Source organism: Pseudonocardia aurantiaca, from assembly GCF_039526725.1.
In the GTDB taxonomy this organism is placed as follows: Bacteria; Actinomycetota; Actinomycetes; order Mycobacteriales; family Pseudonocardiaceae; genus Pseudonocardia; species Pseudonocardia aurantiaca.
This window is the reverse complement of sequence record NZ_BAAAJG010000003.1, coordinates 456,931-482,588: the sequence shown is the minus strand read 5'-3', so window position 1 is coordinate 482,588 and position 25,658 is coordinate 456,931. Positions and strand designations below refer to the sequence as shown.

25 protein-coding genes and 1 tRNA gene are annotated in these 25,658 nt (G+C 72.5%); 11 read left to right on the top strand and 15 right to left on the bottom strand.

The window, feature by feature from the left end; genetic code table 11:
* The first annotated feature begins 1,932 nt into the window (after nt 1-1,932).
* Nucleotides 1,933-2,382: an excalibur calcium-binding domain-containing protein gene (locus tag ABD143_RS06910; protein ID WP_343972827.1), complete on the top strand. Its 450-nt coding sequence runs from the start codon at nt 1,933-1,935 to the stop codon at nt 2,380-2,382.
* A gap of 81 nt (nt 2,383-2,463) precedes the next feature.
* Here the strand turns inward: ABD143_RS06910 and ABD143_RS06905 are convergent, their stop codons facing one another.
* Entirely contained in the window at nt 2,464-2,598 is a 135-nt protein-coding gene (locus tag ABD143_RS06905; RefSeq protein WP_343972824.1) for a hypothetical protein, read from the bottom strand.
* 116 nt (nt 2,599-2,714) lie between these two features.
* Here ABD143_RS06905 and ABD143_RS06900 point away from each other — a divergent pair, with 116 nt between their 5' ends.
* Complete coding sequence (locus ABD143_RS06900; protein WP_343972821.1) at nt 2,715-2,918, top strand: DUF4236 domain-containing protein; 204 nt, start codon at nt 2,715-2,717, stop codon at nt 2,916-2,918.
* A 29-nt stretch (nt 2,919-2,947) separates the two neighbouring features.
* On the opposite strand, the gene ABD143_RS06895 is transcribed toward ABD143_RS06900, so the two are convergent.
* Nucleotides 2,948-3,190 (bottom strand): hypothetical protein, encoded by a 243-nt coding sequence (locus tag ABD143_RS06895; RefSeq protein WP_343973435.1) that lies wholly within the window; start codon nt 3,188-3,190, stop codon nt 2,948-2,950.
* Here ABD143_RS06895 and ABD143_RS06890 point away from each other — a divergent pair.
* The gene (locus ABD143_RS06890) at nt 3,156-3,677 is read left to right on the top strand and encodes a tyrosine-type recombinase/integrase (RefSeq protein ID WP_343972818.1); all 522 of its coding nucleotides are present in this window, start codon (nt 3,156-3,158) and stop codon (nt 3,675-3,677) included. The genes ABD143_RS06895 and ABD143_RS06890 overlap by 35 nt on opposite strands.
* A 14-nt stretch (nt 3,678-3,691) precedes the next feature.
* Here ABD143_RS06890 and ABD143_RS06885 read toward each other — a convergent pair.
* Nucleotides 3,692-3,768, bottom strand: a tRNA-Thr gene (locus ABD143_RS06885).
* 121 nt (nt 3,769-3,889) lie between these two features.
* Here ABD143_RS06885 and ABD143_RS06880 point away from each other — a divergent pair.
* A complete protein-coding gene (locus ABD143_RS06880; RefSeq protein ID WP_343972815.1) occupies nt 3,890-4,594 on the top strand; it encodes a class I SAM-dependent methyltransferase in 705 nt (234 codons plus the stop codon).
* A 9-nt stretch (nt 4,595-4,603) separates the two neighbouring features.
* On the opposite strand, the gene ABD143_RS06875 is transcribed toward ABD143_RS06880, so the two are convergent.
* The 6 genes from ABD143_RS06875 to ABD143_RS06850 all read right to left on the bottom strand — a co-directional run bounded on the left by ABD143_RS06875 (nt 4,604) and on the right by ABD143_RS06850 (nt 14,286).
* Nucleotides 4,604-4,801: a hypothetical protein gene (locus ABD143_RS06875; RefSeq protein ID WP_343972812.1), complete on the bottom strand. Its 198-nt coding sequence runs from the start codon at nt 4,799-4,801 to the stop codon at nt 4,604-4,606.
* 128 nt (nt 4,802-4,929) lie between these two features.
* Nucleotides 4,930-7,776: an ATP-binding protein gene (locus ABD143_RS06870; protein WP_343972809.1), complete on the bottom strand. Its 2,847-nt coding sequence runs from the start codon at nt 7,774-7,776 to the stop codon at nt 4,930-4,932.
* Between the two features lie 33 nt (nt 7,777-7,809).
* Nucleotides 7,810-8,961, bottom strand: a complete 1,152-nt coding sequence (locus ABD143_RS06865) for a DNA polymerase III subunit delta' (RefSeq protein ID WP_343972806.1) — start codon at nt 8,959-8,961, stop codon at nt 7,810-7,812.
* Nucleotides 8,958-10,952 carry a bifunctional MFS transporter/dTMP kinase gene (locus ABD143_RS06860; protein WP_343972803.1) on the bottom strand — a complete coding sequence of 665 codons (1,995 nt, stop codon included), beginning with the start codon at nt 10,950-10,952 and terminating at the stop codon, nt 8,958-8,960. The genes ABD143_RS06865 and ABD143_RS06860 overlap by 4 nt, the downstream gene beginning before the upstream one ends.
* Nucleotides 10,953-11,178: 226 nt before the next feature.
* Complete coding sequence (locus ABD143_RS06855; protein ID WP_343972800.1) at nt 11,179-11,721, bottom strand: hypothetical protein; 543 nt, start codon at nt 11,719-11,721, stop codon at nt 11,179-11,181.
* Between the two features lie 108 nt (nt 11,722-11,829).
* Nucleotides 11,830-14,286 (bottom strand): penicillin-binding protein, encoded by a 2,457-nt coding sequence (locus ABD143_RS06850; RefSeq protein WP_343972797.1) that lies wholly within the window; start codon nt 14,284-14,286, stop codon nt 11,830-11,832.
* 119 nt (nt 14,287-14,405) lie between these two features.
* Here ABD143_RS06850 and ABD143_RS06845 point away from each other — a divergent pair, with 119 nt between their 5' ends.
* Nucleotides 14,406-14,741, top strand: coding sequence for a WhiB family transcriptional regulator (locus ABD143_RS06845; protein ID WP_379659619.1), 336 nt, complete (start codon nt 14,406-14,408; stop codon nt 14,739-14,741).
* A 20-nt stretch (nt 14,742-14,761) separates the two neighbouring features.
* On the opposite strand, the gene bagB is transcribed toward ABD143_RS06845, so the two are convergent.
* Together bagB and bagA are read right to left on the bottom strand one after the other, a co-directional pair.
* Complete coding sequence (bagB, locus tag ABD143_RS06840) at nt 14,762-15,940, bottom strand: ATPase BagB (RefSeq protein ID WP_343972794.1); 1,179 nt, start codon at nt 15,938-15,940, stop codon at nt 14,762-14,764.
* Nucleotides 15,937-16,965: an ATPase BagA gene (gene bagA, locus ABD143_RS06835; protein ID WP_343972791.1), complete on the bottom strand. Its 1,029-nt coding sequence runs from the start codon at nt 16,963-16,965 to the stop codon at nt 15,937-15,939. Before bagA ends, bagB begins: the two co-directional genes overlap by 4 nt.
* Nucleotides 16,966-17,037: 72 nt before the next feature.
* On the opposite strand from bagA, the gene sp36 reads away from it, so the two are divergent.
* From sp36 to ABD143_RS06815, 4 genes are read left to right on the top strand one after another with little or no spacing between them, the layout of a single operon-like run.
* A complete protein-coding gene (sp36, locus tag ABD143_RS06830) occupies nt 17,038-17,211 on the top strand; it encodes a Sp36 family protein (protein ID WP_343972788.1) in 174 nt (57 codons plus the stop codon).
* Between the two features lie 5 nt (nt 17,212-17,216).
* Complete coding sequence (locus ABD143_RS06825) at nt 17,217-17,690, top strand: RidA family protein (RefSeq protein WP_343972785.1); 474 nt, start codon at nt 17,217-17,219, stop codon at nt 17,688-17,690.
* Nucleotides 17,677-18,276, top strand: coding sequence for a hypothetical protein (locus ABD143_RS06820; RefSeq protein WP_343972782.1), 600 nt, complete (start codon nt 17,677-17,679; stop codon nt 18,274-18,276). Before ABD143_RS06825 ends, ABD143_RS06820 begins: the two co-directional genes overlap by 14 nt.
* 45 nt (nt 18,277-18,321) lie before the next feature.
* On the top strand, nt 18,322-20,256 hold the full coding sequence (locus ABD143_RS06815) for a hypothetical protein (protein WP_343972778.1): 1,935 nt from the start codon (nt 18,322-18,324) through the stop codon (nt 20,254-20,256).
* 13 nt (nt 20,257-20,269) lie between these two features.
* Here ABD143_RS06815 and ABD143_RS06810 read toward each other — a convergent pair whose 3' ends face one another.
* A complete protein-coding gene (locus tag ABD143_RS06810; protein ID WP_343972775.1) occupies nt 20,270-21,169 on the bottom strand; it encodes a Gfo/Idh/MocA family protein in 900 nt (299 codons plus the stop codon).
* 191 nt (nt 21,170-21,360) lie between these two features.
* Between ABD143_RS06810 and ABD143_RS06805 the strand changes: the two genes are divergently transcribed.
* A complete protein-coding gene (locus ABD143_RS06805) occupies nt 21,361-22,212 on the top strand; it encodes an NUDIX hydrolase (protein WP_343972772.1) in 852 nt (283 codons plus the stop codon).
* On the top strand, nt 22,209-22,994 hold the full coding sequence (locus ABD143_RS06800) for an MBL fold metallo-hydrolase (RefSeq protein ID WP_343972769.1): 786 nt from the start codon (nt 22,209-22,211) through the stop codon (nt 22,992-22,994). The genes ABD143_RS06805 and ABD143_RS06800 overlap by 4 nt, the downstream gene beginning before the upstream one ends.
* Here the strand turns inward: ABD143_RS06800 and ABD143_RS06795 are convergent.
* The 3 genes from ABD143_RS06795 to ABD143_RS06785 all read right to left on the bottom strand — a co-directional run bounded on the left by ABD143_RS06795 (nt 22,916) and on the right by ABD143_RS06785 (nt 25,402).
* On the bottom strand, nt 22,916-24,205 hold the full coding sequence (locus ABD143_RS06795) for an MFS transporter (RefSeq protein ID WP_343972766.1): 1,290 nt from the start codon (nt 24,203-24,205) through the stop codon (nt 22,916-22,918). The two genes, ABD143_RS06800 and ABD143_RS06795, sit on opposite strands and share 79 nt — an antisense overlap.
* Nucleotides 24,206-24,308: 103 nt before the next feature.
* Complete coding sequence (locus tag ABD143_RS06790) at nt 24,309-24,983, bottom strand: Crp/Fnr family transcriptional regulator (protein WP_343972763.1); 675 nt, start codon at nt 24,981-24,983, stop codon at nt 24,309-24,311.
* 167 nt (nt 24,984-25,150) lie between these two features.
* Nucleotides 25,151-25,402: a hypothetical protein gene (locus ABD143_RS06785; protein ID WP_343972760.1), complete on the bottom strand. Its 252-nt coding sequence runs from the start codon at nt 25,400-25,402 to the stop codon at nt 25,151-25,153.
* Nucleotides 25,403-25,658 lie beyond the last annotated feature (256 nt).

The window sequence follows — 25,658 nt, the reverse complement described above, 5'->3', positions numbered from 1 at the left end:
AGTAGAGCCGTACGACGTGGACCACCGAAGGAGCCCACCGATGCAGCCGAACGATAGATCAAGGCGAGAGCCATCCAGGTGGCACCGCTTCTTGAAGTACGGCGCGGTAGCTGCCGTGACGACCGTCGCCGCTGCCACACCGATGGGCTCCCCGACAGCTAATGCCGCCACCGAGTCTTACGGATACCACTGCACTCCGGGAGTTGGACCGGAGAACGGCGAACTGCTCTGCACGTGGAACGCCGTAGACGCCGATGGCGGCATCTATTGGAGGGCGACACCTGACTGGAATACTCCAGTCGTCGCCCCCGGCAACGGCTTCTATACTGGCGACATGATCAGCTTGACATGCTACCGATACGGCGGGCCCGTCGGCCCTCACGGTAATCGGCTCTGGTACTTCGCACAGAACGCCTCACGCCAAGTAGACTCCGCTTCCGAAGGCTGGATCAGCGACCACCACTTGGACACTCCAGGAACAGCACTAAGTCCGCAACCGCAAACCGCCGAATGTCCACCCGGAACGTAGATCGTATTGGTCACGCAACGCCTTAAGCCTGACGTACCATGACCCGAGTTCCATACTAGGACATGGACGCACTAGGAAGTGAACCGTGCTGCACATCAAGCAACTACCAATTTTGGCGACCTGGCTGCTCGCCGCCCTGCTCACGGGATGCTCTGGACCCGACCCCCAATCGTACGAGATTAACGCAACATCAACTGCGACTACTCCTGGAACTACGAGCACGGCGCCCCCAACGGCGACCACTGGTATCGGATCAACACCCAGTGCGGGACTGACTCCACGCCCGCCAATCCCCGAGCAGACTCCTCCCAGCGGGCCCGCGACCGACGGTATCGAATTCACGTTCCAATTCGATGATCTTGGTGCCGCTTCTCCGATCATCCTAGTATATCCTGGAGTCACAGATTCTAAGCCCGACAGGGACGCTGATGGCACGTTCAATAGTGGCGACAGAGTGCCCGCATTGTGCAAAATATCCGGCCGTCTCGTCAAATCCAACACTGCTGCCGGCGAGCGACCGTATGAGTCGAGCATCTGGGTGCGCATCGACACACCGTCTGACCGAAGGCAGTATGCATCCCTGACGTATGGCAACGTGACGCCCGATATCGACGACCTGAACAACTGCTAACCATCGCCGCAACGGCGACACACCCTTGGCCAGGCGACCTGTGACTGTAGCGCTTTACGCAGTGGCGAGGACTCCATGACTCCGCCTCTCCCGACGCCCTCAGAGGCCGAAACGGCCGTGCGCGCCCTAAAGGTTGCGAAGCGGGCCAACTGGATCGCGGTCTGCTTAGGCGCAGCGAGCCTCCTTATCAGTATCGGATCGGTCGCCGAGGCTAAGCGTGCTAACGACACGACCCAGGCCACTCGGGCGCAGAGTGTGACTCTCGATGCGGAGTCAGCAGGGCTGGACGGCCCTATCCGGTTCTCACTAGTGAATCGAAACAAGGAGCCGATAGCCGATGTCTACTATGTGTACAAGATGCCCAACATGGAGGAGTCGAAGAATGTCATAGTTGGCACTATCCCGGGCTGCACCCGAGTAATCGTCGTACCGCCAAGCGGAACAAGCGATGAGCCCGGTTTCAAGGTCGAAAGATTCGGTTTTCGCGATTCTCTCGGCAAGACCTGGCGGCGTGGCTCCGACGGCACACTTACGGCAACTACAGCTAACGACTTCACTGTCGCGCAACCTCGCACCGCTGGAACCACGGAGAAGCTTGAGGGGTGTTGAGCTGTCGGGACACGATCTACCGACACAGCTCAAGCTCGTCTCGACACCTGTCCCTACCGACGGAGCTGGCCTACATGACACTGTGATGTCTGGCCTACATGACACTGTGATGTCGCGGCACATCATGCACGGGTGTCCCGCGACATTGTTCACGGCTTGGCCTGTGGTTGCTAGTCCCGGGCGGGCGCTGCTCTACGTCGGGGCGCCCGAGGACTACTCCATCGCCGTCACCCGCGCCGGGTGGGCCAAGAGCTACGTGTTCAACAACAAGCCGGTACAGAAGGACCCGCAGATCCAGGCCGCGGAGCAGGCCGCGAAGACCGGCATTTGGTCGACGCTCTGCGTCGCGCCGCCCCCACCTCCGCCGCCGACCACCACCCGGCAGGCTCCACCGCCGGCTCAGGACCAGAACAACGACAACGACGTACGTCGACCGGCGCCCGCTCCCGCTCCGCCACCCCCGCCGCCGCCCGCGCCGAGGGAGGAACCGTCGTCGACGTACTACAAGAACTGCGCCGCTGCCCGCGCCGCGGGGGCGGCTCCGGTCCATCACGGTGATCCGGGCTACGGCAGCCACCTCGACCGGGACGGCGACGGAACGGGCTGCGAGTAGCTCCAGAGCCGCGGCGCCGGCGGCGTTGCGGAGCATCTAAGCGATCGTTACCCGAGCCGACGTCGCATCCTGACCGGGGCGTCACAGCTCCAGATCGTCAAGCGCCTGCGCGACCGACTCGGCCCACTCGCGCCGTGCCAGCTCGTCGTCAGCGCGCATGAGCGCCCGCAGCGCCCGTCCGATGGTGGTGCTCAGGCGCCGGGCGCTGGCGCTCACCGTCGGGCAAGGCGCCTGGCCGCCCGCGTGGCCGCTGTGGAGGCGACGGCTGGCACGTTTCCGCCTCGGCCGGCGTGTCTACGAGATGCTCAACCGCAACGACTGAGGAGATCACCATGAGGTTCCGCGCCCGCAAGACCTTCCGCCTCGGCCCGCTGTTCTTCACGTTCACGCAGCGCGGGTTCTCCAGCTGGGGCATCCGCATCGGACGCTTCACCCGCAACTTCACCCGCGGCTCCACGTCCATCGACACGCCCGGACCGGGCGGGCTGCACTCGACCGGCCGACGCAAGCGCAAGCGCAGGGACACCGCTGGCTGACGAGCGGGGCCTGGCCGAGCCTCAGGTCATCAGGTGGGGCGGCGGCCGGGGTCGTCACGTCGCCGCCCCACCTCGTCCTGCATCGCGCCGCCGGCCAAAGGCGCGGGCGACGGGCCGGCCTGCTCGATGGCCTGGAACATCGCCCGGCTGGCTGTCTCCTGCGAGTCGGAGAACCCGTAGAGCTCGGTCGCAGTCGACTCCCGCCAGGCGTTCCACCACCAACACCGGCGGCGCTCGATGAACACGACCTTCGTGTCCCACGGCGCCCTCATCCGCCGACCACCATTCGCCGCGCTGCCGCGCTCTCGTTGTCGGCGGCTACGCGCCTCGCCTTCGCCTCTACGGCCGCGGTGCGGATCGTGCAGGGCCACGCGGACCGTCGTCGGCACACCGAAGGACCACGAGCGCCGCGAGGTTCCAGTTCCGACGTTCCTCGTCGACGAGCTCGCGACGCACGTCTTCGACGCTGCCGCCGAACGGGCCGGGGTCGGCGACGTGACGCCGCACGGGCTGCGGCACACCGCGGCGTCGCTGGCGATCGCGGCCGGAGCGACGGTAGTTCTGGTGCAGCGGATGCTCGGGCACAGCTCACCGTCGGTGACGCTGAACGTCTACTCGCACCTCTTCGCGGACGACCTCGACACGGTCGCGGACCGCCTGCATCAGGCAAAGATCAACTCTGATGCGGACCAGGTGCGGACCGGGCGCCCGGTGAGTGTGCTTCCGACGATCAAAGCAGGTGACCGGGATGCGGTCTGACCTGCGGCGGAGCGTGGAGCCGCCTTGGGGAGTCGAACCCCAGACCTACGCATTACGAGTGCGTCGCTCTAACCGACTGAGCTAAGGCGGCGGGTGGTGCGCGCTCAGTGTAGCGACCGCTTCCCGCCGCCCCGCGCCCGGCCGGGTGGGTCTCCGACCTGCCGATACAGTGGTTCGTCGCCCCGCACCAGCCGACCGTGGAGGTCCGTCCGTTGAAGCAGATCGACCTCGGGTACGTGTCCGAGCTGTACCGGGAGTTCGCGGGTGAGCTCGCGGCGGTCGGGAAACAGCAGCGAGCGTACGCGGAGGCGATGGGGTCGCGGATGACCCCTCAGCTCGACGACCTCGAGGCGGAGATCACCTACCTGCTGCTGCGCGCCACGCGGCCTGCCGTGGTGATGGAGCTGGGGACGTTCCACGGGTGGTCGACGTCGTGGATCCTCAGCGCCCTGCGCGACAACGGCGAAGGGCAGCTGCACAGCTTCGACATCATCGACAACGTGCGGCGGAACGTCCCGGACGAGCTGGCCGAGGGTCGGTGGACTTTCGTGCAGGGTGACGTCAAGGACACGGTCGACCAGGTCCCGGCGGACACCGCCTACCTGTTCGTGGACGCCGCGCACAACAGCCGCTTCGCCCGCTGGTACCTGCGGGACCTCTTCCCGCGGGTGCCGGCAGGCATTCCGGTGAGTGTCCACGACGTCTACCACTTCCGCGCGACGCTGCCGCTACACGAGGGCCGGGTGGTGGTGCGCTGGCTCGACGCGCACCGCACGCCGTTCTTCACGCCCTCGCGGGCGAAGGCGCGGGCCACGTACGACAAGCTCAACGCCCTTCGTGACGAACTGGGGCTCGCGCCGGTGCGTGGGGCGGGCGACAACCCGATGATCTTCTTCCGGATGCCGCCCGCCGACTGACGACCGCGTTCACGTGGCGCTACGGGCGCGCCACGGGCGGGGCAGGGCGAGCCTTGGGAGCCGCGTTCCGCGCTCGGCGTCGCCGTTGCGGGTTGCCGCTGCGGCCTCGCTGGCGAGCCGCTGCGCCTTGGCCTCGGCGAGCAGGGTGCGCTGGTGGTCGGCGGCGATGTCGGCGGCGGTGAAGAGCTGGTTCAGCATCTCGGTCACGTCCCTCAGGTCGGTGGCTGGCGATGCATCAACGATCGACTCTCGGGCGCTCCCGGACATCCGTGGTGACCACGGAGCGAGCACGGAAACTCTCGTCCGTGCGCTCCGTGCGTGGACGTTCCTGCTGGTCAGCTGACCGTGACGCCGGCTGCGATCAACGCGGACCGGCCGCGGGCGCCGTGGGCGCCGCCAGCCAGGACGAGGCTGCGGGCCCACTGGTAGCGGCACCCCGCGGCGTCCAGCGCGGTGGCCGCAGCGAGCACGCCGTCGGCGTCGCGCAGCAGCAGCGCCGCGGCGCGGTCGGTGAGCGCCGACGCGACCGGGTTGTCGGCGGTGAGGGAGCGGACGGCCTCGACCCGCTCGGCCGCGTCCGGTGTACCGGCGAGCACGGCAGCCTCGGCCCACAGCGCTGCGTACCACGGCCGCCAGAGCGCCTGGTACCAGGCACGCAGCTCGTGGGGTGGCGTGGCGAGGCACTCCAATGCCAGGTCGGGCCGGTCCCGGTGCAGGTGGAGGAGGGCGTCGAAGAAGGCGGTGGGGTGCTGGTCGTGATGGGGCCTGCCGAGCGGCACCAGCGCGGCGAAGACTTCGAGCCAGCTCTCCCGCTCCCGTTCCTCCCCGCGCAGGCCGTGCACCGTGGCCAAGGCGTGGGTGCACCGGCGGAGTGTGGAGACACGCGGGCGGCCGGCGCGCTCCCAGCCCTCGCGGAACCGCGCTCCCGCGGCGAGCGCGCCGTCCCAGTCGCCTTCGAGGAACGACACGATGACGAGACGCGCGACGGCCACGTGCCCGACCTCGCGGTGCAGCGGTAGGTCGCGGATGCGCTCGGCGAGCCGGCGCGCCTCAGCGAGGTCACCGGCGGCGATCGCGCTCTCGGCGGCCATGACGTGGGCGTCCGACAGCTCGAAGCCCAGGTCGGCGTCGACCGTCACCGGGGCGAGCAGCTGCGTGCGGCGCATGGCGCTCGCCAGGGCTCCCCGCTCCTCGCCCCGGCTGAGCTGGACGGTCGTGAGCCGGTCGAGAGCGGCACTCTCCGCCATCGGGTTGCCCGCTCGGCGCGCCAGCTCCAGGGCGCGGTCGGTGAGGTCGGCGACCTCGGGATCGGTGTCGGCGACGGCGAACGCCTCGGCGATGGCGATCCGCGCGTGTGCGACCTCGTCGCCGTCGGCGTGCTTGCGGGCCTCGTCGATCAGCGCCCGCACCACGGCCGGGTCAGGTGGCAGGGACACCACCCCGGACGCCCGGTTCATCAGCTCGGCCATCTGCGCGATGTCCCTCGCCGCCACACCGGGCTCACCCGCCCGTAGGGCTGCGTCGGCGGCCGCCCGGTGCAGCCGGAGCGCTTCGTCTCCGGCCAGCTGCGTCTCGGCCGCGCCCGCAGCCCGGTGCAACGCGGCGGCGGCCAGGTGCTGGTCCGGTGCGAACTCGGCCGCCTGCTCGTGGCGCAGCTGGGACTCGCGCGGCATCCCGCGCCGGTAGCACAGCGCCGCGAGCACGGTCACCACGTCGTACGCCGTGGCCCGGTGGCCCGGCCGATCCGCCCGCCGGACGGCCGCACGCAGCTCGTCGGCGAGCTGGTCGAACCTGGCACGCCACTCGGCGCCCTCGATGTCGCCCGCCGCGAGCAGCGCCACACCCTCCTCCTGCGCCCACTTCAGGTGCCTGGCGTGGGACTCGACCAGCTCCCCGGCGTCGTCGAGCAGCTCGGCGCCGTATTGGCGCACGGTCTCCAGCGCCCGGTACCGGGTGCCGTCCGCGGTGGTGGTGAGCACCAGGAGGCTCTGGTCGGCGAGTGCGGCGAGGTGCGCACCCACCTCACGACGTGAGACCGGATCCCACCCGGCGATGGCAGCGGCCCCGTCGGCCCGGAACGGCCCCGCGAACGCCGACACCCTCCGCAGCACCGCCTGGGCGGGCGCGTCCAGGAGCGCGCAGCTCCAGTCGAGCATCGACCGCAGCGAGCTGTGCCGGCCGTCGACGCGACGGCCGCCCGTGAGCAGCTGCAGGCGGTCGGCCAGCCCGTCCTCCAGCCCGTCCAGCCCGATCGACGGCAAGCGGGCCGCGGCCAGCTCGATCGCTAGCGGCACGCCGTCGAGGCCCCGGCAGATCCTGGCGACCCGGCTCCGGTCGGCCGCCGACAACACCGAGCCCGCAGACGTGGCGCGTTCTTCGAACAGGGCGATCGCGTCGCCGTGCCCACTGCCCTCGTGCCCAGTGCCGTCGTGCCCAGTGCCGTCGTGCCCAGTGCCGTCGTGCCCGGAGACGGACATGCCCGCCACCGGGAACACCCGCTCGAACGGCAGCACAAGTCGCGCCCGGGTGGTCGCGAGCACGACCAGCTCGGGGCTGCCGGCCAGCAGCCGCTCCACCAGCAGCGCGACGCCGTCCAGCAGGTGCTCGCAGTTGTCCAGCACGAGCAGCGCCTGCCGGTCGGCGGCCCAGCCGAGCAGCGTGTCCTCGGCCGTGCGGCCCTGCTGCTCGCCGAGCCCGAGAGCGGCGGCGACCGCCGCGGCGACCATCTCGGCGTCGGTGACGGGCACCAGGTCCACGTACCAGACGCCGTCGGCGAACCGGCCCACGACGTCGGCGGCGACCGCTTGCACCAGCCGCGTCTTTCCGACCCCGCCGGGGCCGACCGCGCTGACGAGGCGCTGACCGGTGAGGGCGTCGGCCAGGGCGGCGCGCTCGGCCGCACGGCCGACGAACGAGGTGAGCGCCGACGGCGCCACCCGCCGCTGCACGACAGGGCCGGACGGGACCGCCGGGAGGCGCTGCTCGGCGGCCACCGAGACCAGCGCGCGGCGGTCGTTCGCCCCGAGCTTGCGCAGCAGCGACGACACGTGGCTCTCGACGGTGCGGATCGAGATGAACAGCCGGGCGGCGATCTCGGCGTTGGTGAGGTGCTCGCCTACCGCGGCCAGTACTTCCGCCTCACGGGCCGAGACCGTCGGCTCGATCGTGCCCCCCTGCGTCACGACGACGATTCTGCCCCGCGAAGGCGACAGGATTCAGCCCTGTTGCAGGGAGGTCATCATCGCCTCGACGGCGATCTCCGGTTTGACGTTCTGGTCCAGCGCGGTGCGGCACGCCAAAACGGCCTCCAGCCTGCGCAGCACCGACTCGGGCCCCCACTCGGTGGCCGCGCGCCGGATGTCGGAGTCGCGGTCGGGGTGGGTGAGGGGCACCTGGGCCCCGCTGCCGACCACGAGCGCGTCGCGAAAGAACCCCGCCAGGTCGACGAGGGCGCGGTCGAGGGCGTCGCGCTGGGTGCGGGTGTTGCGCGACTTCTGCTGCCGCTCCAGATCGCGCTCGGCCGCCTTGGCGCCCCGCGCGGCTGCAGCGACTCCCTTGCCTGTGCCGCCCGCTCCCATGGCGACGGCCAACTCCTCGCGCTCTGCGGCGTCGCGGCTCTCGCTCAGTTCGCTGGCCTCGGCCTTCGCGTCGCGCACGAGGTCGCCCGCGTAGGTGAACGCGTCGCCGATCCCGCGGACGCGCAGCGGCAGGCCGAGGACCAGCTCCCGGTGGTTGCGCGCCTCGGGGTCGCGGGCGAGCCTTCGGGCCCGGCCGACGTGCCCACCAGCGACGGACGCCGCCCAGCTCGCCGTCTCCGGCTCGATCCCGTCGCGACGGACGAGCACGTCGGCGATCGCCGCCGCGGACGGCGTGTGCAGCGGCACCGGACGGCAGCGCGACCGGATCGTCACGGGGACGTCCTCGGGGTGGTCGGACGGCGCGCACAGCAAGAAGATCGTCTGATCCGGCGGTTCCTCGACGAACTTGAGCAGCGCGTTGGCGCCTCTTTCGGTGAGCCGGTCGGCGTCGGTGATGATCAGGATCTGGTACCGGCCGGTGACGGGGCGCCGCGCCGCCGACTGCACGAGCTGCCGCATCGACCGCACCGAGATCGACAGGCCCTCCGGCACGACCTCGCGCACGTCGGAGTGTGTGCCGGCCATGACCGTGTGGCACGACTGGCACTCCCCGCAGCCGTGGCGCGGGCACTGCAGCGCCGCCGCGAACGCGCGAGCTGCCACCGATCGGCCCGATCCGGGCGGGCCGGTGAAGAGCCAGGCGTGTGTCATCGCAGCCGGGCTCTCGGCCGCGGCGCTCAGCTCGGCGACGGCGGACGGCTGCCCGATCACCTCGTCCCACACCGTCACGGCGCAACTGCTCCCGCCCGGCCCGGAGGCTGCTCCTGCACCGGCTGGGCAGCGGCAGCGGCAGGAAGCACCGACTCGACGCCGCGGTACACCCGCTCGGCCACCTCGTCGGCAGAGCCGTCGGCGTCGACCACGACGTAGTGGTGGGGCTCGGCCGCAGCCATTCGCGTGAGCAGGCGCTGTACGCGGACATGCTCCTCACCCGCCACGCCGGCCCGGCCGGAACCCGAATCGGCCGCCTCGACGGGTGCGCGGTCGAGCAGCACCGACACGTCGGGCCGCAGCCGGCCGGTGGCCCATGCGGCGAGGTTCTCCAGCTCACCAGGGTCGAGTTCGGAGTCGGCGCGCTCGGCCGCGACGCCGAACTGCGCGATGGGGCTGACCAGGAACCGGTCGACGACCACCACCGAGCCGCTCGCGAGCGCGGGCCGGATGACCCGCTCCACGCGGTCGGCCTGCACGGCCGCGGCAGCCAGCGTCTTGGCCCGCACTCCGGACAGGGCGGCCTCGCGGGTGGCCGCGGCCCAGCGCTCGCGGTCGCGCTCGCCGCCGTCCGGAACGACGACGACATGGCCGGCGGCGCGCAGCCGATCGGCGAGGCGCGCCGCCTGTTCCGTGGTCTCCTCGGCCGGGGCCCCTTCGACCGCGATCAGCACCCCCCTGTCGAAGCGCGGTTCGCCGCGTCGCAGGGCGGCCAGCAGGTCGGGGAGGATCGGCTCGGTGCGCCGGTCGTCCATCTGCCGGTAGGCGAGTGTGCCGACGACCGCGGCCACGAGCCCGCCCCCGAGCATCACGACCCGGGTGCCGTCGATCAGGAAGGGGGTGCCGAACAGTTCGATGCGCTGGGCGTTGACCAGGCCGACGATAAGCGGCACGACCGCCATCGACCCGAGCAGCGTGAGCCGCACGATCGACTGCACGAACGCGACGATCCGGCCGCGGATCTCGTCGGCGACCTGCGAGCCGATGATCGTGAGGCCGGTGAGGAAGGCGATGCCGGCGAAGCCGCCGACAAGCATCACGGCGGCGATCGCGATGAAGAGGTGCGGGGCTATGGCCACCAGCACGAGCGCCAGCCCGGCCGCGACGATCGCGGCGCCGAAGATGCGGTTGTGCGGGATCCGCCGCGCCATCCGGGGCGCTGCGCCCATCCCGATCGCCAGCCCGATGAAGACCGCGGCGAACAGGATGCCGTACGCGGCGTTGCCACCGCCGAGGCTGGCCGCGTATAGCGTGGCCGAGCCGATGACCGTGCCGCCGGCCGCGAACGCGCCCACGATGCCGATGACGAGCCCGCGGATGAGCGGGGTGCGCACGACGAACGTGGCACCGTCGCGCAGCAGGGTGAGCACGCTCGGCGCGGTGGCCCGCCGTTCGGTGGCCCGCCCGGAGATCTCCGGGATCCGGAAGAGCACGGTGAGCGCGATGACCAGGTAGGCGACGCCGCTGAGCACCAGCGCGACGAACACGGTGGGGAGCGCCGAGCCTGCGCCGCCGAAGAACCCGCCGAGGCTGGAGAGCACCGTGAACAGGCCGGACGCCGTGATGACCGCGACGCCGTAGGTCATCACGAGGTTGAGCTGGTTTGCCGTCTCGACCTGGTCGGGCCTGCGCAGCAGGTTGGGCACCGACGCGTCCTTGGCCGGGATCCAGAAGAGAGCGCAGATCTCGATGAGGAAGGTGGCGGCGAAGAGCCACCACAGCGACCCGACCAGCGGGATCGAGACGAAGAGCCCGAACCGCAGGAGGTCGCACACCACGATGACGCGCCGGCGGTCGAACTTGTCGGCGAGCGCGCCCGCGAGCGGTCCGAGGAAGATCGCTGGGAGCAGCTTCGTGGCGACGACGCCGCCGAGCGCGAAGCTCTGCGCCTGATAGCCGCTAGTGAGCTGGGTGGCCAGCGCCGACAGCGCGAGCAGACTCAGCCAGTCGCAGACGGCCGAGACGGACGTGACCACCCACAGACGCCGGAACGCGGGGATGGCCAGCACACTGCGGACACGGTGGGCTGTGGGCGCAGTAAGCCGGGGCGCACCGGACTCCAGTCCGATCGCTCCTCACCTCCTCCGCGTCGGCCGTGATCGGCCGGCCGGGGGCGGAACGCGGGCTCCGCCGTGGTGCCTTCAGGGTAGTCGGGCGGACCGACCGGCCCCGGCCTGGGCATCTGCGCGGGTCACAGCGTGTTCTCAGCAGTGGAGCAACTGCCCGGAACGGGATTCACCACGGGTAGAGGAGCGAAGCGACCATCTGCACCACGATCAGCGCGAACACCAGCACGAAGAACAGCGTGAACACGCGAGACCCGAACCGGCCGCGCGTGCGCCGGGAGAGCCCGAGGATGGCCGGCTCCTCGACGATCCGCGGCCTCGGCGGCGCACCGGGGATGATCACCGCCCGCACGGGCACGGGCGGCCGCGGCTGGGGCTGGGGCTGGCGGGGCGGCGGGATCGTGGCGGGCGCCGCCTTCTGCTCGGCGGCCTTCTGCTCGGCGGCCTTCTGCTCGGCGGCCTTCTGCTCGGCGGCCTTCTGCTCGGCGGCCTTCTGCTCGGCGGCCTTCTGCTCGGCGGACTCTGGCGGCGGCCACGGCAGCGTGCACTCCCCGGTCAGCCAGGCCGGGACAACGGACGTGGCCCGTGTCGCCGTGGGGGCGGACGTTCCCTCCGGCGCCAGCTCGGGCGGATACTCCGGCGCGGCCGACGGGCTACCACTGGCAGCAGTGCCGCCCTGGTCAAACCGCGCGTCCCCCGGCCCGACGGTCATGCGGCGGATGCTAGGCCGCCGACAGGCCACTCGGGGCGGACGACGCGTCAGGTCAGGGGCGGACCACACCGTTGGCCGAGCGCCGGCGGCGCCCGGCGGGGGCCGCGGTCACTCACCGCCACCACCACCACCGCCGCCGTTGCCGTTGCCGTTGCCGTTCCCGTTCCCGTTGTCGTTGCCGTTCCTGTTTCCGCCGCCACCGTTACCACCACCGCCACCACCGCCACCGCCACCGGACGACCGTCCGTCTGACGGGGCCGGCGGCGGCGGGGGCACGGAGCCGCTGCTCACGCTGAGCTGGATCGTCTCCCCGGGGAGCGCGGATCCCCGCGGGCTCTGCCCGACGACCGTGCCCCGCGCGGCGGCGTTGTCGACCGTGCGCGTCGAGACGGCCCACCCGGCGCGCTCCAGGATCGCGCGGGCGTCGTTCTCCGCCCGGCCCACGACGTCCGGCACGCGCGATGCGGCGCCGCCCTCGAGGAAGCGATCCTCCACGGCCGGCAGCGGGATGACCGGCTGGCCCTCCAGCAGCGGGCGCATCGCGCCGAACCACGTCTGCGCGGGCGTCTTGCCGCCGAAGATGGTGCCGGAGCTGCAGGCGAACGGGGCGCCGCCGCCGTCGCACAGCGGGCGGGGCGAGTTCGAGTTGTCGAAGGTGATCACCGCGCCGGACATCTGCGGGACGAACCCGACGAACGCCGCCGACTTGTGCTGCTGGGTGGTGCCGGTCTTGCCCGACATCGGGCGGTCCCAGCCCACCTCTCGGGCCGCGCCGGCCGCCGTGCCGCCCGGGAGGTCGTCCTTGCTGAGCGCGTTGAGCAGCGCGTTCGCCAGGCCGGGCTCGACGACCTGCTCACAAGGCGCTTCGGTGACGGGCACCGGGCTGCCCGCGGGATCGGTGATCGACTCGATCGGGCTCGGCGGGCACCACATGCCTGCACTGGAGAGCGTCGCGCCGACGTTGGACATCTCCAGCACGCTGGCCGGGCTCACGCCGAGCGTGAACGATGCCAGTCGCTGGGCCTTCGTGACCTCAGCGATCGACCGGTCGGTCGGCCGGCCGGTGTTCGGGTCGACGAACGGGGTGGTGGCGAGCGAGCGCATGCCCAGCCGCACGGCCATGTTGACGACGTCCGGGACGCCGGTGAACTCCTCCAGCTTGATGAACGCCGTGTTGGGCGACTGCGCCAGCGCGTCGGTGAGCGTCAGCCGCTCCGGGTAGCTCCCCGCGTTCGCCACGGGGAACGGGCGGCCCGCGCCATCGGTGTAGATCGGCGACGCGTAGCCGCTCGGCGGCACTGCGAGCTGGTAGTTGATGCCGAGGCCCTTCTCGAGGGCCGTGGCGGCGGTGAAGATCTTGAAGACCGAGCCGGAACCCAGGTTGACCGGCTCGTACGGCAGCCCGTAGCTCGTCTCCTGTGCCTCGGCGTCGAGCCCGAACGTGCGGCTGGAGGCCATCCCGAGCACGCGGTGCTTGGTGGCTCCCGGCTGCACCACCGACATGACGTTGGCGACGTTGGGCTGCCGCGGGGGCACTTCGGCGTCGAGGGAGGCCTTCATGCGCTCCAGCACCGTGCGGTCGAGCGTGCTCTTGATCGTGTAGCCGCCGCGGTTGAGCTGGTCCATCGAGAAGCCGGCCTCGGTGAGGTAGTCCACGACGTACTTGCAGAAGAATCCCGCGTCGCCCGCGCCGATGCAGCCGTTGGCCTGCGAGTTCAGCGGCTGGAGCACCCCGAGTGGGGCGGCGAGGGCGGCCTGGGCCTGCCGCTCGTCGATCATCTGCTGGTCGCGCATCAGCAGGATGACGAGGTTGCGCCGCTCCAGTGCGGCCTGCGGCCTGGTGACCGGGTCGAACGCCGACGTGCTGTTGACCATCCCCGCGAGCAGCGCGGCCTGCGGAACGGTGAGCTTGTCCGGCGTGGTGTCGAAGTAGAGGCGCGACGCCGACGTGACCCCCGCCGCCCCGTTGCCGAACGAGACGATGTTCAGGTACCGCGTGAGGATCTCTTCCTTGCTCAGGGTCTGCTCCATCTGGAGGGCGATCTGCGCCTCCTTGAGCTTCCGCGCAGGGGTCTGCTCGGTGGCCTTGAGCCGTTCGGTGTCGGTCTCCGCCGCGACGTAGAGCATGTAGTTCTTGACGTACTGCTGCGTGAGCGTCGATGCGCCCTGCACGACGTCGCCCGAGGCGGAGTTGGCGATGAGGGCCCGCAGCGTGCCCTGCCAGTCGACGCCTTCGTGCTGGTAGAAGCGGCGGTCCTCGACCGCCACGATCGCGGCCTTCATCGCGGGAGCGATGTTCCCGGCCGCCGCCGACGCCCGGTTCTGGTTCTGTTCGAAGAACCGCGCGATCGGGGCGCCTGCCGAGTCGGTGACGACGGTGGTCTGCGGCAGCGGACCGTCCAGCAGGTCGGTGGACACGCTGTTGACGCTGTCGCCCGCGTCGCTCGCGACCAGGCCCAGGCCTGCGGCGGCGGGGAACGTCATGCCTGCCACAACCAGGCCTGCGAGAACTCCCAGCCCGGCCAGCATCGCGATGGGCCGGACGAGGTGGCGCGGGACTCTCACGAAGGGCAGGGTACGCGGCGGGTCCGATTCCGCCCGTCAGGTCGTCGCGCGGCGAAGTTGAGTAGTTTTGCTCGGTTACGGGTGGAACCTCCCGCTTCCACAATCCGTCTGTGCTGGTCATGTCGGGCACGGGCGGACGTGGAGGGGGAGCAATGATGGCGGGCTGGTGGAACTGGCGGGGGGCGGCACGGTGCCGCACTGCCGATGCGGAAGGCCTCTTCGTCACGGGGGCGCGGCAGCGGGAGGCACGACAGTTCTGCCGGGCATGCCCGGTGCGCACCGAGTGCCTGGCCCATGCCCTCGACCACCGCATCGAGTTCGGTGTCTGGGGCGGCATGACCGAGCGCGAGCGCCGCGCCCTGCTGCGGGCGCGGCCGCACGTGCGGTCGTGGGCGGAGCTGCTCTTCCAGGCCCGCACCGCGCATTACGAGTCCGAGGCGGCGCAGCCCGCCTGACGACGGGCGACTTCCGGGTGTCAGCGGGCGGAGCGCAGGCGGCGGTCGCTGTCGGCCGTGCCTGGCTCCGGCTGTGCACCGGCCGCGAGACGCTCGCCCACCTCACGCAGCCCGTCCAGGTCGGCGACGTCGCCCGCCACCACCGGCACCCTGGTCACGGCCACCGAGGGGTGGGCGCTCGTGAAGCGTGAGAGCAGCCGCTCCTCGCGGTCGGCCAGCTCCACCCGGTCGGCGTGCAGACGCAGCACGGCCGCGGCGAGCGGGGCGCCGCGCAGGCCGTCGGCGGCGTGGCGGGCCTTCGTCGCGGAGAGCTCGGCGCGCACCGGGTGGGTGCGGTTGAGCACTAGCCCCGCGAGCGGCATCTCCTCGGCGGAGAGCCGGTCCACGAAGTACGCGGCCTCGCGCAGCGCGTCCGGCTCGGGTGCCGCCACCACCAGGAACGCCGTGCCCGGCGAGCGCAGCAGCGCGTACGTGGCCGTGGCGCGCTCGCGGAAGCCGCCGAACATGGTGTCGAACGCCTGCACGAACGCCGACGCGTCCGCGAGCATCTGCCCGCCGAGGATCGTCGACACCGCCTTGGCGAACAGCGTGAAGCCAGCGCCGACGATCTTGCGCAGGCCCCGCCCACCCGCCTTGGCGGGGGCGTAGAGCAGCCGGATCATCCGGCCGTCCAGGAAGTTCGACATGCGCTGCGGGGCGTCGAGGAAGTCCAGCGCCGAACGCGATGGGGGCGTGTCCACGACGATGAGATCCCACTCGCCGGTGGCGGCGAGCTGCCCCAGCTTCTCCATCGCCATGTACTCCTGCGTGCCGGAGAACGACGAGGAGATCGTCTGGTAGAAGGGGTTGGCGATGATCGCCGCGGCGCGGTCCGGGGCGCTGTGCATCTCGACCATCTCGTCGAAGGTGCGCCGCATGTCCAGCATCATCGCGTGCAGCTCGCCCGGCCCGGCGGCCCCGGCGACCCGTCCTGGCTCGTTGTCCAGCGCCTCCAGCCCGAGCGCCTGCGCGAGCCGCTTGGCAGGGTCGATCGTGAGCACCACGGTGCGGCGGCCGCGTTCGGCGGCCCGGATCGCCAGCGCCGCCGACGTGGTGGTCTTGCCCACCCCGCCGGACCCGCAGCACACGATCACCCGGGTGCCGGGGTCGTCGAGCAGCGTGTCGACGTCGAGGGGCGGTGGCACCTTCGACGAGCTCATGCATTCACCTCGGACAACGACCAGCCGCCGACGCCCTGCTCCACGAGCGTCTCCGCCAGCTCGTACAGCGAACCGAGGTCGACACCGTCCATGATCTGCGGCAGCTCCAGCCGGGGTAGGTCGGACGCCTCGGCGAGTCGCGCGAGCGCGGCGCCCTCTCCGTGCACCCGCACGGCATGCTCCACGGTCTCGGTCACCAGTCCGTCCACGACGTCGGCGGGCAGGTCGAGCCCGGCCGACGCCAGCCCGGCCCGGATCCGCTCGGCGTCGACGCGCCCACCCGCCGCCGCGGCCACGGAGCGGTCAGGCAGCCACTGGGGCCGCACCCGGTTGACGAACACGGCACCGGTCGGGAGCCCTGCGGCGGCCAGCTCGTCGACCGTCTCCAGCGTCTCGGTGACCGGCAGGTCCTCCAGCAGCGTGACGAGGTGCACGGCGGTGAGCCCCGAGTGCAGCACCTTCACCACACCCTCGGCCTGGCTGTGGATCGGGCCACTGCGGGCAAGGTCGGCCATGGCCTTGGTGACATCGAGGAAGCTCACGACGCGGCCGGTGGGCGGGGCGTCGAGCACCACGGCGTCGTAGACCGGGCGCCCGTCCGGGCCCTTGCGGTTGACGCACTCCTTGGCCTTGCCGGTGAGCAGCACGTCCCGCAGCCCCGGCGCGAGGGTGGTGGCGAACTCGATGGCGCCCATCCGCCGCAGCGTCCGCCCGGCCATGCCGAGGCGGTAGAACAGCTCGAAGTACTCCAGCAGCGCGGCCTCGGCGTCCACCGCGAGCGCGCGCACCTCCCCGCCGCCGGGCGCGACGGCGATCTTGCGCTCCTCATAGGGCAGCGGGGCCGTGTCGAAGAGCTGGGCGATGCCCTGCCTGCCCTCTACCTCCACGAGAAGGGTGCGCTTGCCCCCGGTGGCCAGCGCCAGCGCGAGCGCGGCGGCCACCGTGGTCTTGCCCGTACCGCCCTTGCCGGAGACGACGTGGAGGCGGGCGGCCGACAGCGCTGCTGGCCAACCGGTTGACGTCACCGGTCCAGGTTACGGAGGCCCGGCCCGACCGGCCGCCTGAACGGGGTGAGGCGCTGGCTACAGTGCTTGCCCATGAGCACTGCCGAGGTCACCAGGTGGGAGTACCTCACAGCTCCCGTGCTGGTCCACAACACCCAGGCCATCCTCAACAACTTCGGCCGTGATGGCTGGGAGCTGGTCGCGGTCACCACGGGGCTCAACCCCGAGCAGCTGGTGGCCTGGTTCAAGCGCCCAGTGAAGGGCTGACCGGCGTGGGCAACACGAGCGAGCGCCTCGCCGAACTCGGCATCACGCTGCCCTCGGTGCCGACTCCGGCCGGGGCCTACATCCCCGCGCGCCGCGTCGGCGACCTCGTCTACACCTCGGGCCAGGTGCCGATCGTCGACGGCAAGCCGGCGGCGCTGGGCAAGCTGGGCGCCGAGATCGACACCGAGGAGGGCTACCGGCTCGCGCGGATCTGCGCGCTCAACGCGCTCGCCGCTGTCGACGCGCTGGTCGGCATCGACTCGGTGTCCGGGGTGGTGAAGGTCCTCGGCTTCGTGGCCTCCGCGTCCGGCTTCACCGGCCAGCCCGGAGTCGTCAACGGCGCCTCCGACCTGCTCGGGGAGATCTTCGGGGAGACCGGAAGGCACGCGCGCTCCGCCGTCGGCGTGGCGGAGCTGCCGCTCGGAGTTCCCGTCGAGGTGGAGCTGATAGTCCAGGTCGGCACGCGTGACGTCCCCTGACGTCGCCTGCCACGACCTGCTGGTCCGGCTGGCCGGACGGCTGCCGGACGAGCTGCTGTGGCGCATGCGCGACTGGCTCGCCGACGGCGGCCGCTCCGTGCTGGGCGCCACGCTCCCACGGGAGCTCTTGCGCCACCGCGTCGGGCTGACCGACGCCGAGCGCGACCTGCTGGAGACGGCCGTCGGTGAGTGGGGCGCGTCGCACCGGCTGCTGGACGCCGTGCTGCCCGCCCTCGATCCCGACGAGGTCACGGTCACGTTCCGGGCCGACTCGAGCGCCGCCGACATCGACGCGGCCGCGCTGAGCGTGCTCGCCGTGGTGCGCGGCCATCCGGGCTGCGTGGAGCTCCGGCAGGGCTGGCGGCAGGCGGCGGGAACACCGGGCCAGCGGGTGGTGCTGGTGCTCGGCGCCGAGCGGCCGTGGGTGCTCGCGGGCACACTGCAGCGCGTTCTGCGGGCCCACGGCGACCGCACACCGTGCGTGGAGGTGCTCCCGCCGCACGGGAAGCCGCCCGCGTACCACCGGGCAGCCATCATCGGATCTACGCCGTTGTGGCGTTCTGCGGCGGCGCTGGCCGACGCGTGAGAAGAACCGGCTCGGTCGAGAGCGACGGGACGGGAGGGGGGCCAGGTGGAGGACGGGACGTCGTTTGGGGAAACGACGCACGAACTGCTGTTGGCGCTGGCCGGCCGAGTGGACGACGACTTGCTGGGCCGGGCGCGCGAGCTGGTGGCGGTGGGCGAGGACGCCCGCGCGGTCGAGCTGGTCACCGCGAGCCTCGTCGCCGGCCGCGCCGTGCTGCCGGAGCGGGTGCGATCAGCCCTCGTGGCGGCGGCGCGAGCGGCGCGCACCGACCTCGACCCGGGCGCCGCGCTCCCGAAGGCCGACCCCGAAGACGGCACCGAGCACCGGTTCGCCGCACCAGCTGACGACGACCCCGTGGCCGGGGCGCTCCTCGCGCTCCCGGCGCGCGCGCTCGCCGGATGCCACGTGCTGCTCGCCCGCCGCCGCACGCCGGCCGGCTCGGCACCCGGGCCGGTACCGCACCCCGTCGTGCTCGTGCAGGCCCCCGCGGGCGGGCGTCCCACCGAGGTGCTCGCCTACCAGATCGCGGTGGCCCTCGAGCGAGCCGACGTGCACGCCTCGGTGGAAGTGCTCAGCCCCGACGGCGCGCTGTCCGAGTACCACGCCGCGGCCCTGCGCAGCGCAGCCCCCGTTATCTCGGCCGACGACGCCGAGCCGGCATTCGCCGAAGTCCCGCGGCCTGCGCCCCGCAGAGAACGCGAAACGCGACCGGAGCCGGAGGAGCAGCCGGCCGCCCGGCGTCAGGTGCCCGACACCGCTGGGCTCCTCCGTCCGCCCGTGCAGAGCGACGCACTGTTGGGCGACGTGCTGCCCTCCGTCCGTGCGGAGCGCGAACCAGAAGCCCAGGAGGCAGACCGGCGGGGGCCTGAGCGCCGTGAGCCGGCCAGGCCCGTCGCCGTGCCGGACGCCACCGGCGAGGCCCGTGGCGCGGACGACTCCGACGACCCGGCCACCACGTCCGCGATGCCCGCGTCGATTCCCGCAGCAAGCCGTCGCCCCGCCCCGGAACGAGAGCAGGCGGAGCCCACACCCGAGCCGCCGGCTCGACCTGCCCCGCGCCCCGCGCCCCGGCCGGTCCCCACCCCTGCACGGATCAGGCGCCCCACCGTCACGCCGATCTCCCGCACGTCGGTGCCCAACCCCATCCCGCTGGTCCGTCGCGGCGGTCCGGCCTCGATCGTCCGCCCGATGGCGCCCATCGAGCCGGAGCCCGAAGCCGAGCTGCCGGTCGACGCCGCGGCAGCCGAGGTGACGGAGCCCCCGGCGCGCGAGAGCGTCCCGGCGCCGGACCGCCGCCCGGCCGACGCCGAGACCCCGGCGTTCCACTCGTTGAGCGATCCGCTCAACGGCCCGCTGAACGAGCCGTTGCTGGCGCCGCTGCTCGACCCGACGGTCCACGAGGACGACCCGCTCGCGGTCGGGGGTCGGCTGCCCGCCGAGGACGTGGCCCCGCCCGCCCGGGCAGATCACGACGACTGGTCGGCGGACTGGCTGTCCGGCACATGGGCGATGGCGCCCTCGGTCCTCGACGGTCCGCCCCGGGAGCGTGATCAGGCCGGCGATGAGGTCGCCGATACCGATTTCGAGGCCGAGGAAGCGGACGACCCGGTGGCCGAAGCGGAGCCGCCCGCCCCCCGGCCCGCTCCCGGTCGCCCGGCCCGGCACCGGTACACCGACGAACCCGCGTCACCGGAACCGGTGGCGGAGGCGGAGCCCGAGCGCCCGCGGCTCGAGTTGGAACCGAGCGGCGAAGCTCTCGGGCTCCGCCCGGAGTCGCTCTCGCGGCTGAGCGACGCAGACCGCCAACTGCTGGCGCGGCTGCAGGCCGAGCTGCTCGAAGGCCGTAGGCCGCGGGTCAGCAGGCGCGCGGGGATCGGCAACGGGGTCGGCCCGCACCGTCCCGGCAACAACGGGGTCGGCAACAACGGGGCCGGCAACAACGGCAGCCACCGGTCCGACCCGCCGGACCTGGCGGGCTGAGCCGGCCGGCCCGTCAGCGCGCGGCCGCGCGGACCTCGTCGACGAGCTCCTGCAGCCGCAGGCCGCGTGCGACGTCCAGCGCAGGCGGTGGGCCGGAGCCGTCGACCGCGGCGACGAGCTCGTCGAGCAGGGCGGCGTAGCACTCCTGCGGGTCGGCTGTGCGGCCCGCGAGCCGGTGGCGCCCGGCCGAGCCGAGCACCGTGAACTCGATCTCCGACGGGTCGATCGGCAGCCGCATCGAGAGCGTCACCGTGCTGTGCGCACCGCCGGCGTGGTCGAGCCCGAACCGCCACAGGTCCGGCTCGTCGTGGTGCGCCCACGCCACCCGGACGACCGGCCCGACGGCGGCGTCCAGCAGGTCGACGACGTGCGGGCCGAGGTCGAGGAGGGCGCCCTGCTCCTGACGCCACGCCGACCCCGAGTACGGCCCTCCCAGGAGCGAGCCGGAGAGCCAGCGCGCCGAGGCCACGGTGTCGGCACCCGCCGGCTCCTTCGGCATCCCCGCGAGCCAGGCACGGACAGCGGGCGAGTGGCGCATCGTCAGGACCATGGAGGAGTGCACGCCGGCGGCACGCACGGCGGCCACCACCTCTGTGGCCTCCGCGACCGAAGCCGCGAGCGGCTTCTCGCAGATCAGGTGTTTGCCCGCGGCGGCAGCGCGAACCGCGAGGGGGCCCTGCACGTGCGGCGGAACGGCGAACGCGACCGCGTCGACGTCGGCGAAGAGGGCGTCAAGGTCGGTGAACGCGCGGGTGTCGAACTCCGCAGCGAGCTCCTCCGCCACCTCGGGCCGGCGCGTCCACACGCCGGCCACCTCAAAGCCGGGGTGCGCAGCGAGGCCTGGTCCGTGCACCGTCCTCGCCCACGGACCACCGCCGACCAAGCCCACCCGCAACCGATCCACGCCCACCATCCTGCCTCGCGGCGGGCGGGCCGTGTCCCGTGGATCGTGGCCGACGGGCTTCGTGATCCAGATGGTTCCTGGCAAGGCGGAGGCAAGTCCTCGTACCGGGCGTACTTGGGCTTGCCGACAACGCAGCCAGGGGCCATCTGGGCGCGAAGCCCGCGGGTGACGATTCGCGGGACACGGCCTAGTGTCCGGGGGTGCCCTCCGCGCCCGTCGTTCCCCGGCCGGCGGCGACCGTGCTGCTGGTGCGCGACCATCCCACCCCTCCCCCCGGACGCACCCCGCTGCAGGTCTTCCTGCAGCGCCGGGCCGCCGGGATGGCGTTCGCAGGCGGGATGACCGTCTTCCCCGGCGGGGGCGTCGACCACGCCGATCGGCCCGACGCCACGCACTGGGCTGGCCCCGACCCGAGTTGGTGGGGCGAGCGGTTCGGCTGCGACCCCGAGCTGGCGGGCGCGCTGGTCTCCGCCGCCGTGCGGGAGACGTTCGAGGAGTGCGGGGTGTTGCTCGCCGGGCCGCACCTGCCCGAGGGCACTGCGCGGCTGCGGGCCGAGGCAACGGTGCGGCCGCGCGCCGAGGCCACGGTGCGGCTGCGGGCCGACCTCGTCGCGCGGCGCCGCACGCTCGCCGACGTCCTCGAACAGGAGGGGCTCGTCCTCGGCTCCGACCTGCTGCGGCCGTGGTCGCGCTGGATCACGCCCGAGACGTCCCCGCGGCGCTACGACACCGCGTTCTTCGTCGCGCGGGTGCCCGATGGGCAGGAGGCCGACGCGCACACGACGGAGGCCGTGGAGGCCACATGGTGGCACCCGGCCGAGGCTCTGGAGAGCTGGGAGCGCGGGGACGTGCAGCTCATGGCACCGACGCACCGCTCGTTGCAGGAGATAGCCGAGCACGCCGATGCCGCGTCCGTGCTGGCAGCCGCCGACGAACGGGTGATCCGGCCGATCCTGCCCATCGTGCGGCGTACGGGCGCGCAGGTCACCGTGATGCTGCCGGGCGAGCCGGGCTTCGAGCTGGCGGGCGAAGCGCCGGGAAGCTCGACATGAGCCATCCGGCCTACGGGGTGCTGCGCCCGGTCACCCCGCTCGCCTCGGTGCTGCTCGCGCGCAACCCGTCGCCGATGACCCTCGACGGCACCAACACGTGGGTGCTCCGCGCTCCGGGCGCCGAGGAGTGCGTGGTCGTCGACCCGGGCGAGGACGACGGAGACCACCTGGAGCGGGTGGCCGCGCACGGGCCCGTCGCGCTCGTGCTGCTGACCCACCGCCACCACGACCACGCCGGGGGCGCGCGGCGCTTCGCCGAGCTGACCGGGGCGCCGGTGCGGGCGCTGGACCCCACACTGGTGCTGGGATCGGAAGCGCTCGCGGACGGCGACGTCGTGAACGCCGGGGGCGTCGAGCTGCGGGTGGTGGGCACGCCCGGCCACACGTCCGACTCGCTGTCGTTCCTTCTCGGCGGACCGGACGCGGACCCGGCCGTACTCACCGGCGACACCATCCTCGGCCGCGGAACCACCGTGATCGCGCACCCGGACGGCGCGCTCGGCCCGTACCTCGACTCGCTCCACCGGCTCGCCGACCTCGCGCCGGGCACGGCGATCCTGCCGGGCCACGGGCCGGAGCTCGACGACGCCCCGGCCGTGGTCGCCGGGTACCTGGCCCACCGCGAGCAGCGGCTCGACCAGGTGCGCGCGGCGCTCGGCAGGCTCGGGCCGGACGCCTCGGCGCGGGCTGTGGTGGAGCTGGTCTACACCGACGTCGACCCGGTCCTCTGGCCGGCGGCCGAGCTCTCGGTGCTCGCCCAGCTGGAGTACCTGCGCGGCTGATCCGGCGCCAGGGTGGCGCGGCGGACCCACAGCACCACGGCCAGCACCACACCGGCGAGCCCGCCCGCCAGGAACGCCGACGGCGGGCCGGCCGCCTCCACGACGATCCCGGCGGCCGACTGCCCGGCGGCGAGCCCGAGCGTCGCGGCCGTGACGACCCAGCCGAACGCCTCGGTGGCCGTGCCCTCGGGCGCCGCGATGTCGACGGCCAGCGAGTGGGCCGTGACCTGCGGCGTGATGAGCGCCCCGGCCGCGAGCATCACCACCACGAGCAGCGCGAACGACGGGACTGGCCCGACGACCGCCATCGCGGCCACCAGCACTCCGAACGCCCCGAGCAGCGCGGGCATGCGCAGGTGCAGCGGGCGCGGCCACGGCCGCATGCTGTAGAGCACCCCGGCGAGTACGGAGGCCACCGACCAGGCCGAGAGGAGCAGGCCGCCCGTGGCGGGCGAGCCGGCCGCCGCCGTGAACGCCGGCACCCCGACCTCGACGAACCCGACGACCAGCCCGAACCCCAATGACGCCAGCGCAACCGTCCTCATCGCGGGCCGCGCCAGTGCTCCGAGCGCGCCGATCGACGGGCCTGCCGGAGCGGGTCGCAGCACCCGGACCGGGCGCGTGACCGCGAACGCCGCTGATCCGACCGTCATGGCCGCGGCCGCGACAACGAAACCGGTGCCCGGCCACGGGGCCACCACCAGCAGCGCCGCGACGGCCGGGCCCAGGATGAAGAACACCTCGAGGCTGATGGCCTCGTAGCTGTAGGCGGCGTCCCGTCGCGGGCCGGGCGGGACGAGCTCGGCCCACAGCGCCCGCGACGTGCCCGGCAGCGCCGGCTGCACGAGCCCGGCAAGCAGCGCGAGGACGACGAGCAGCGCCAGCGGCTGCCGCGTGTGCACGGCGACCACGAGCACGGTGGCGGCGAGCCCGAACAGCCCGGCGGCCACCAGCAGCGGCCGCGTGGGGCCGAGCCGGTCGATCACCCGACCCTGGCCCACCGAGCCGAGCGACACCCCGGCCAGCGTGCCTGCGGAGACGAGCCCCGCCGCGGCGAATGAGCCCGTGGCGCGCTGGACGTAGAGCAGCGTGGCCAGCCCGATCATCGCGATGGGGAACCGGCCGAGCGCGGACGCGAGCACGGGCGCGAGCGCCCCGGGCGCGGTCAGGGCGGCGCGATAGTCGGCGAGGGATGCGGACGAGCCCGACATCGCACCAGGGTCGCACACTTTTTGGTACGCACGTACCAGTTTCTGCAGGAGAACGGCGACAGGCGTCGCCGGAGCCCGGGCCTGGCGTCGTCGGAGCCCAGGCCTACCGGGCCCGGCGGGCCAGCCGCTCGGGCTCGAGAATGAGCACGCTCTTGCCCTCCAGCCGCAGCCAGCCGCGGTGGGCGAAGTCGGCGAGCGCCTTGTTCACCGTCTCCCGGGAGGCGCCGACGAGCTGCGCGATCTCCTCCTGCGTGAGGTCGTGGGTGACCCGCAGCAGGCCCGACTCCTGCGACCCGAACTGGCGGGCGAGCTGCAGCAGCGACTTCGCCACGCGACCGGGGACATCGGTGAAGATGAGGTCGGCGAGCATGTTGTTGGTGCGCCGCAGCCTCCGCGCGAGCACCCGCAGCAGCTGCTCGGCGATCTCGGGGCGCTTGCCGATCCACTCGCGCAGGGCGCCGCGGTCCATCGTGAAGGTGCGGACCTCGGTGACGGCAGTGGCGGAGGACGTGCGCGGTCCGGGGTCGAAGATCGAGAGCTCGCCGAACATGTCGGATGGCCCGGCCACCATCAGCAGGTTCTCACGGCCGTCAGGCGACTTGCGCCCGATCTTGACCTTGCCGCTGCCGACGATGTAAAGGCGGTCGCCCGGCTCACCTTCTGCGAAGATGACATGCCCACGGGGGAACTCCGCCGGCTCGAGCGCCTGGGCAAGCGCCTCTGCCGCGTGAGGCTCCACGCCCTGGAAGATCCCTGCGCGGATCAGAATTTCGTCCACTGCACCGCTCCTCGTCCCCACCGCTGCCCCGCGGCGGATCACCGGCGGGTCAGTCTACGGGGGTGCGCGCACCCTGTGTGACGTGGCAACCGCCGTTTTCGACGCACGACCGGGCAAGTTTCGCGCGAGACCGCCACGCTAGGACCCGATCGAGCCTTCCGTACTGCTCAGGCAGCTCTGCTGCGCTTGGCCGAGCGCCTGCCCTTCGCCCCACGGTTGCGGAGCCGGAAGAGCTCGAGAGCCCGGCCCGTACCCTGCCTGAACAGGGCACGCAGCTCGTCGGGACGCGGTCGTTCAAGCAGCTCCTCGAGCTCCTCCGGCCGCACGGTCGATTCCCGCAGCTTGGACTCCACGCGCTCCATGCCGAGCGCGAAGAACATCACCAGCGGCGGCACGAGGACGGACAACCAGGCAGTCATATCGGAGTGGATGCTCTCGCACGGCAGCCGCGGGCGCGCGACCGGGGTGGGTGCGCCATGACCCCGATACCGATTCGTAACCTTCTACATCACCCTGGGTAACGAATCGGATCGCGAGCGGAGGCCCCGCGGCCCCGCAGAGGCCGTCGTCGGATGTCGGTGGGCAGCCGTACGCTCGTTGTCGTGACCACCGCTTCCCGCAGGCCTGCCGATCCCAGCAGCCCGGCCGGTGCCACGGCGCGCACGACGCCCACGA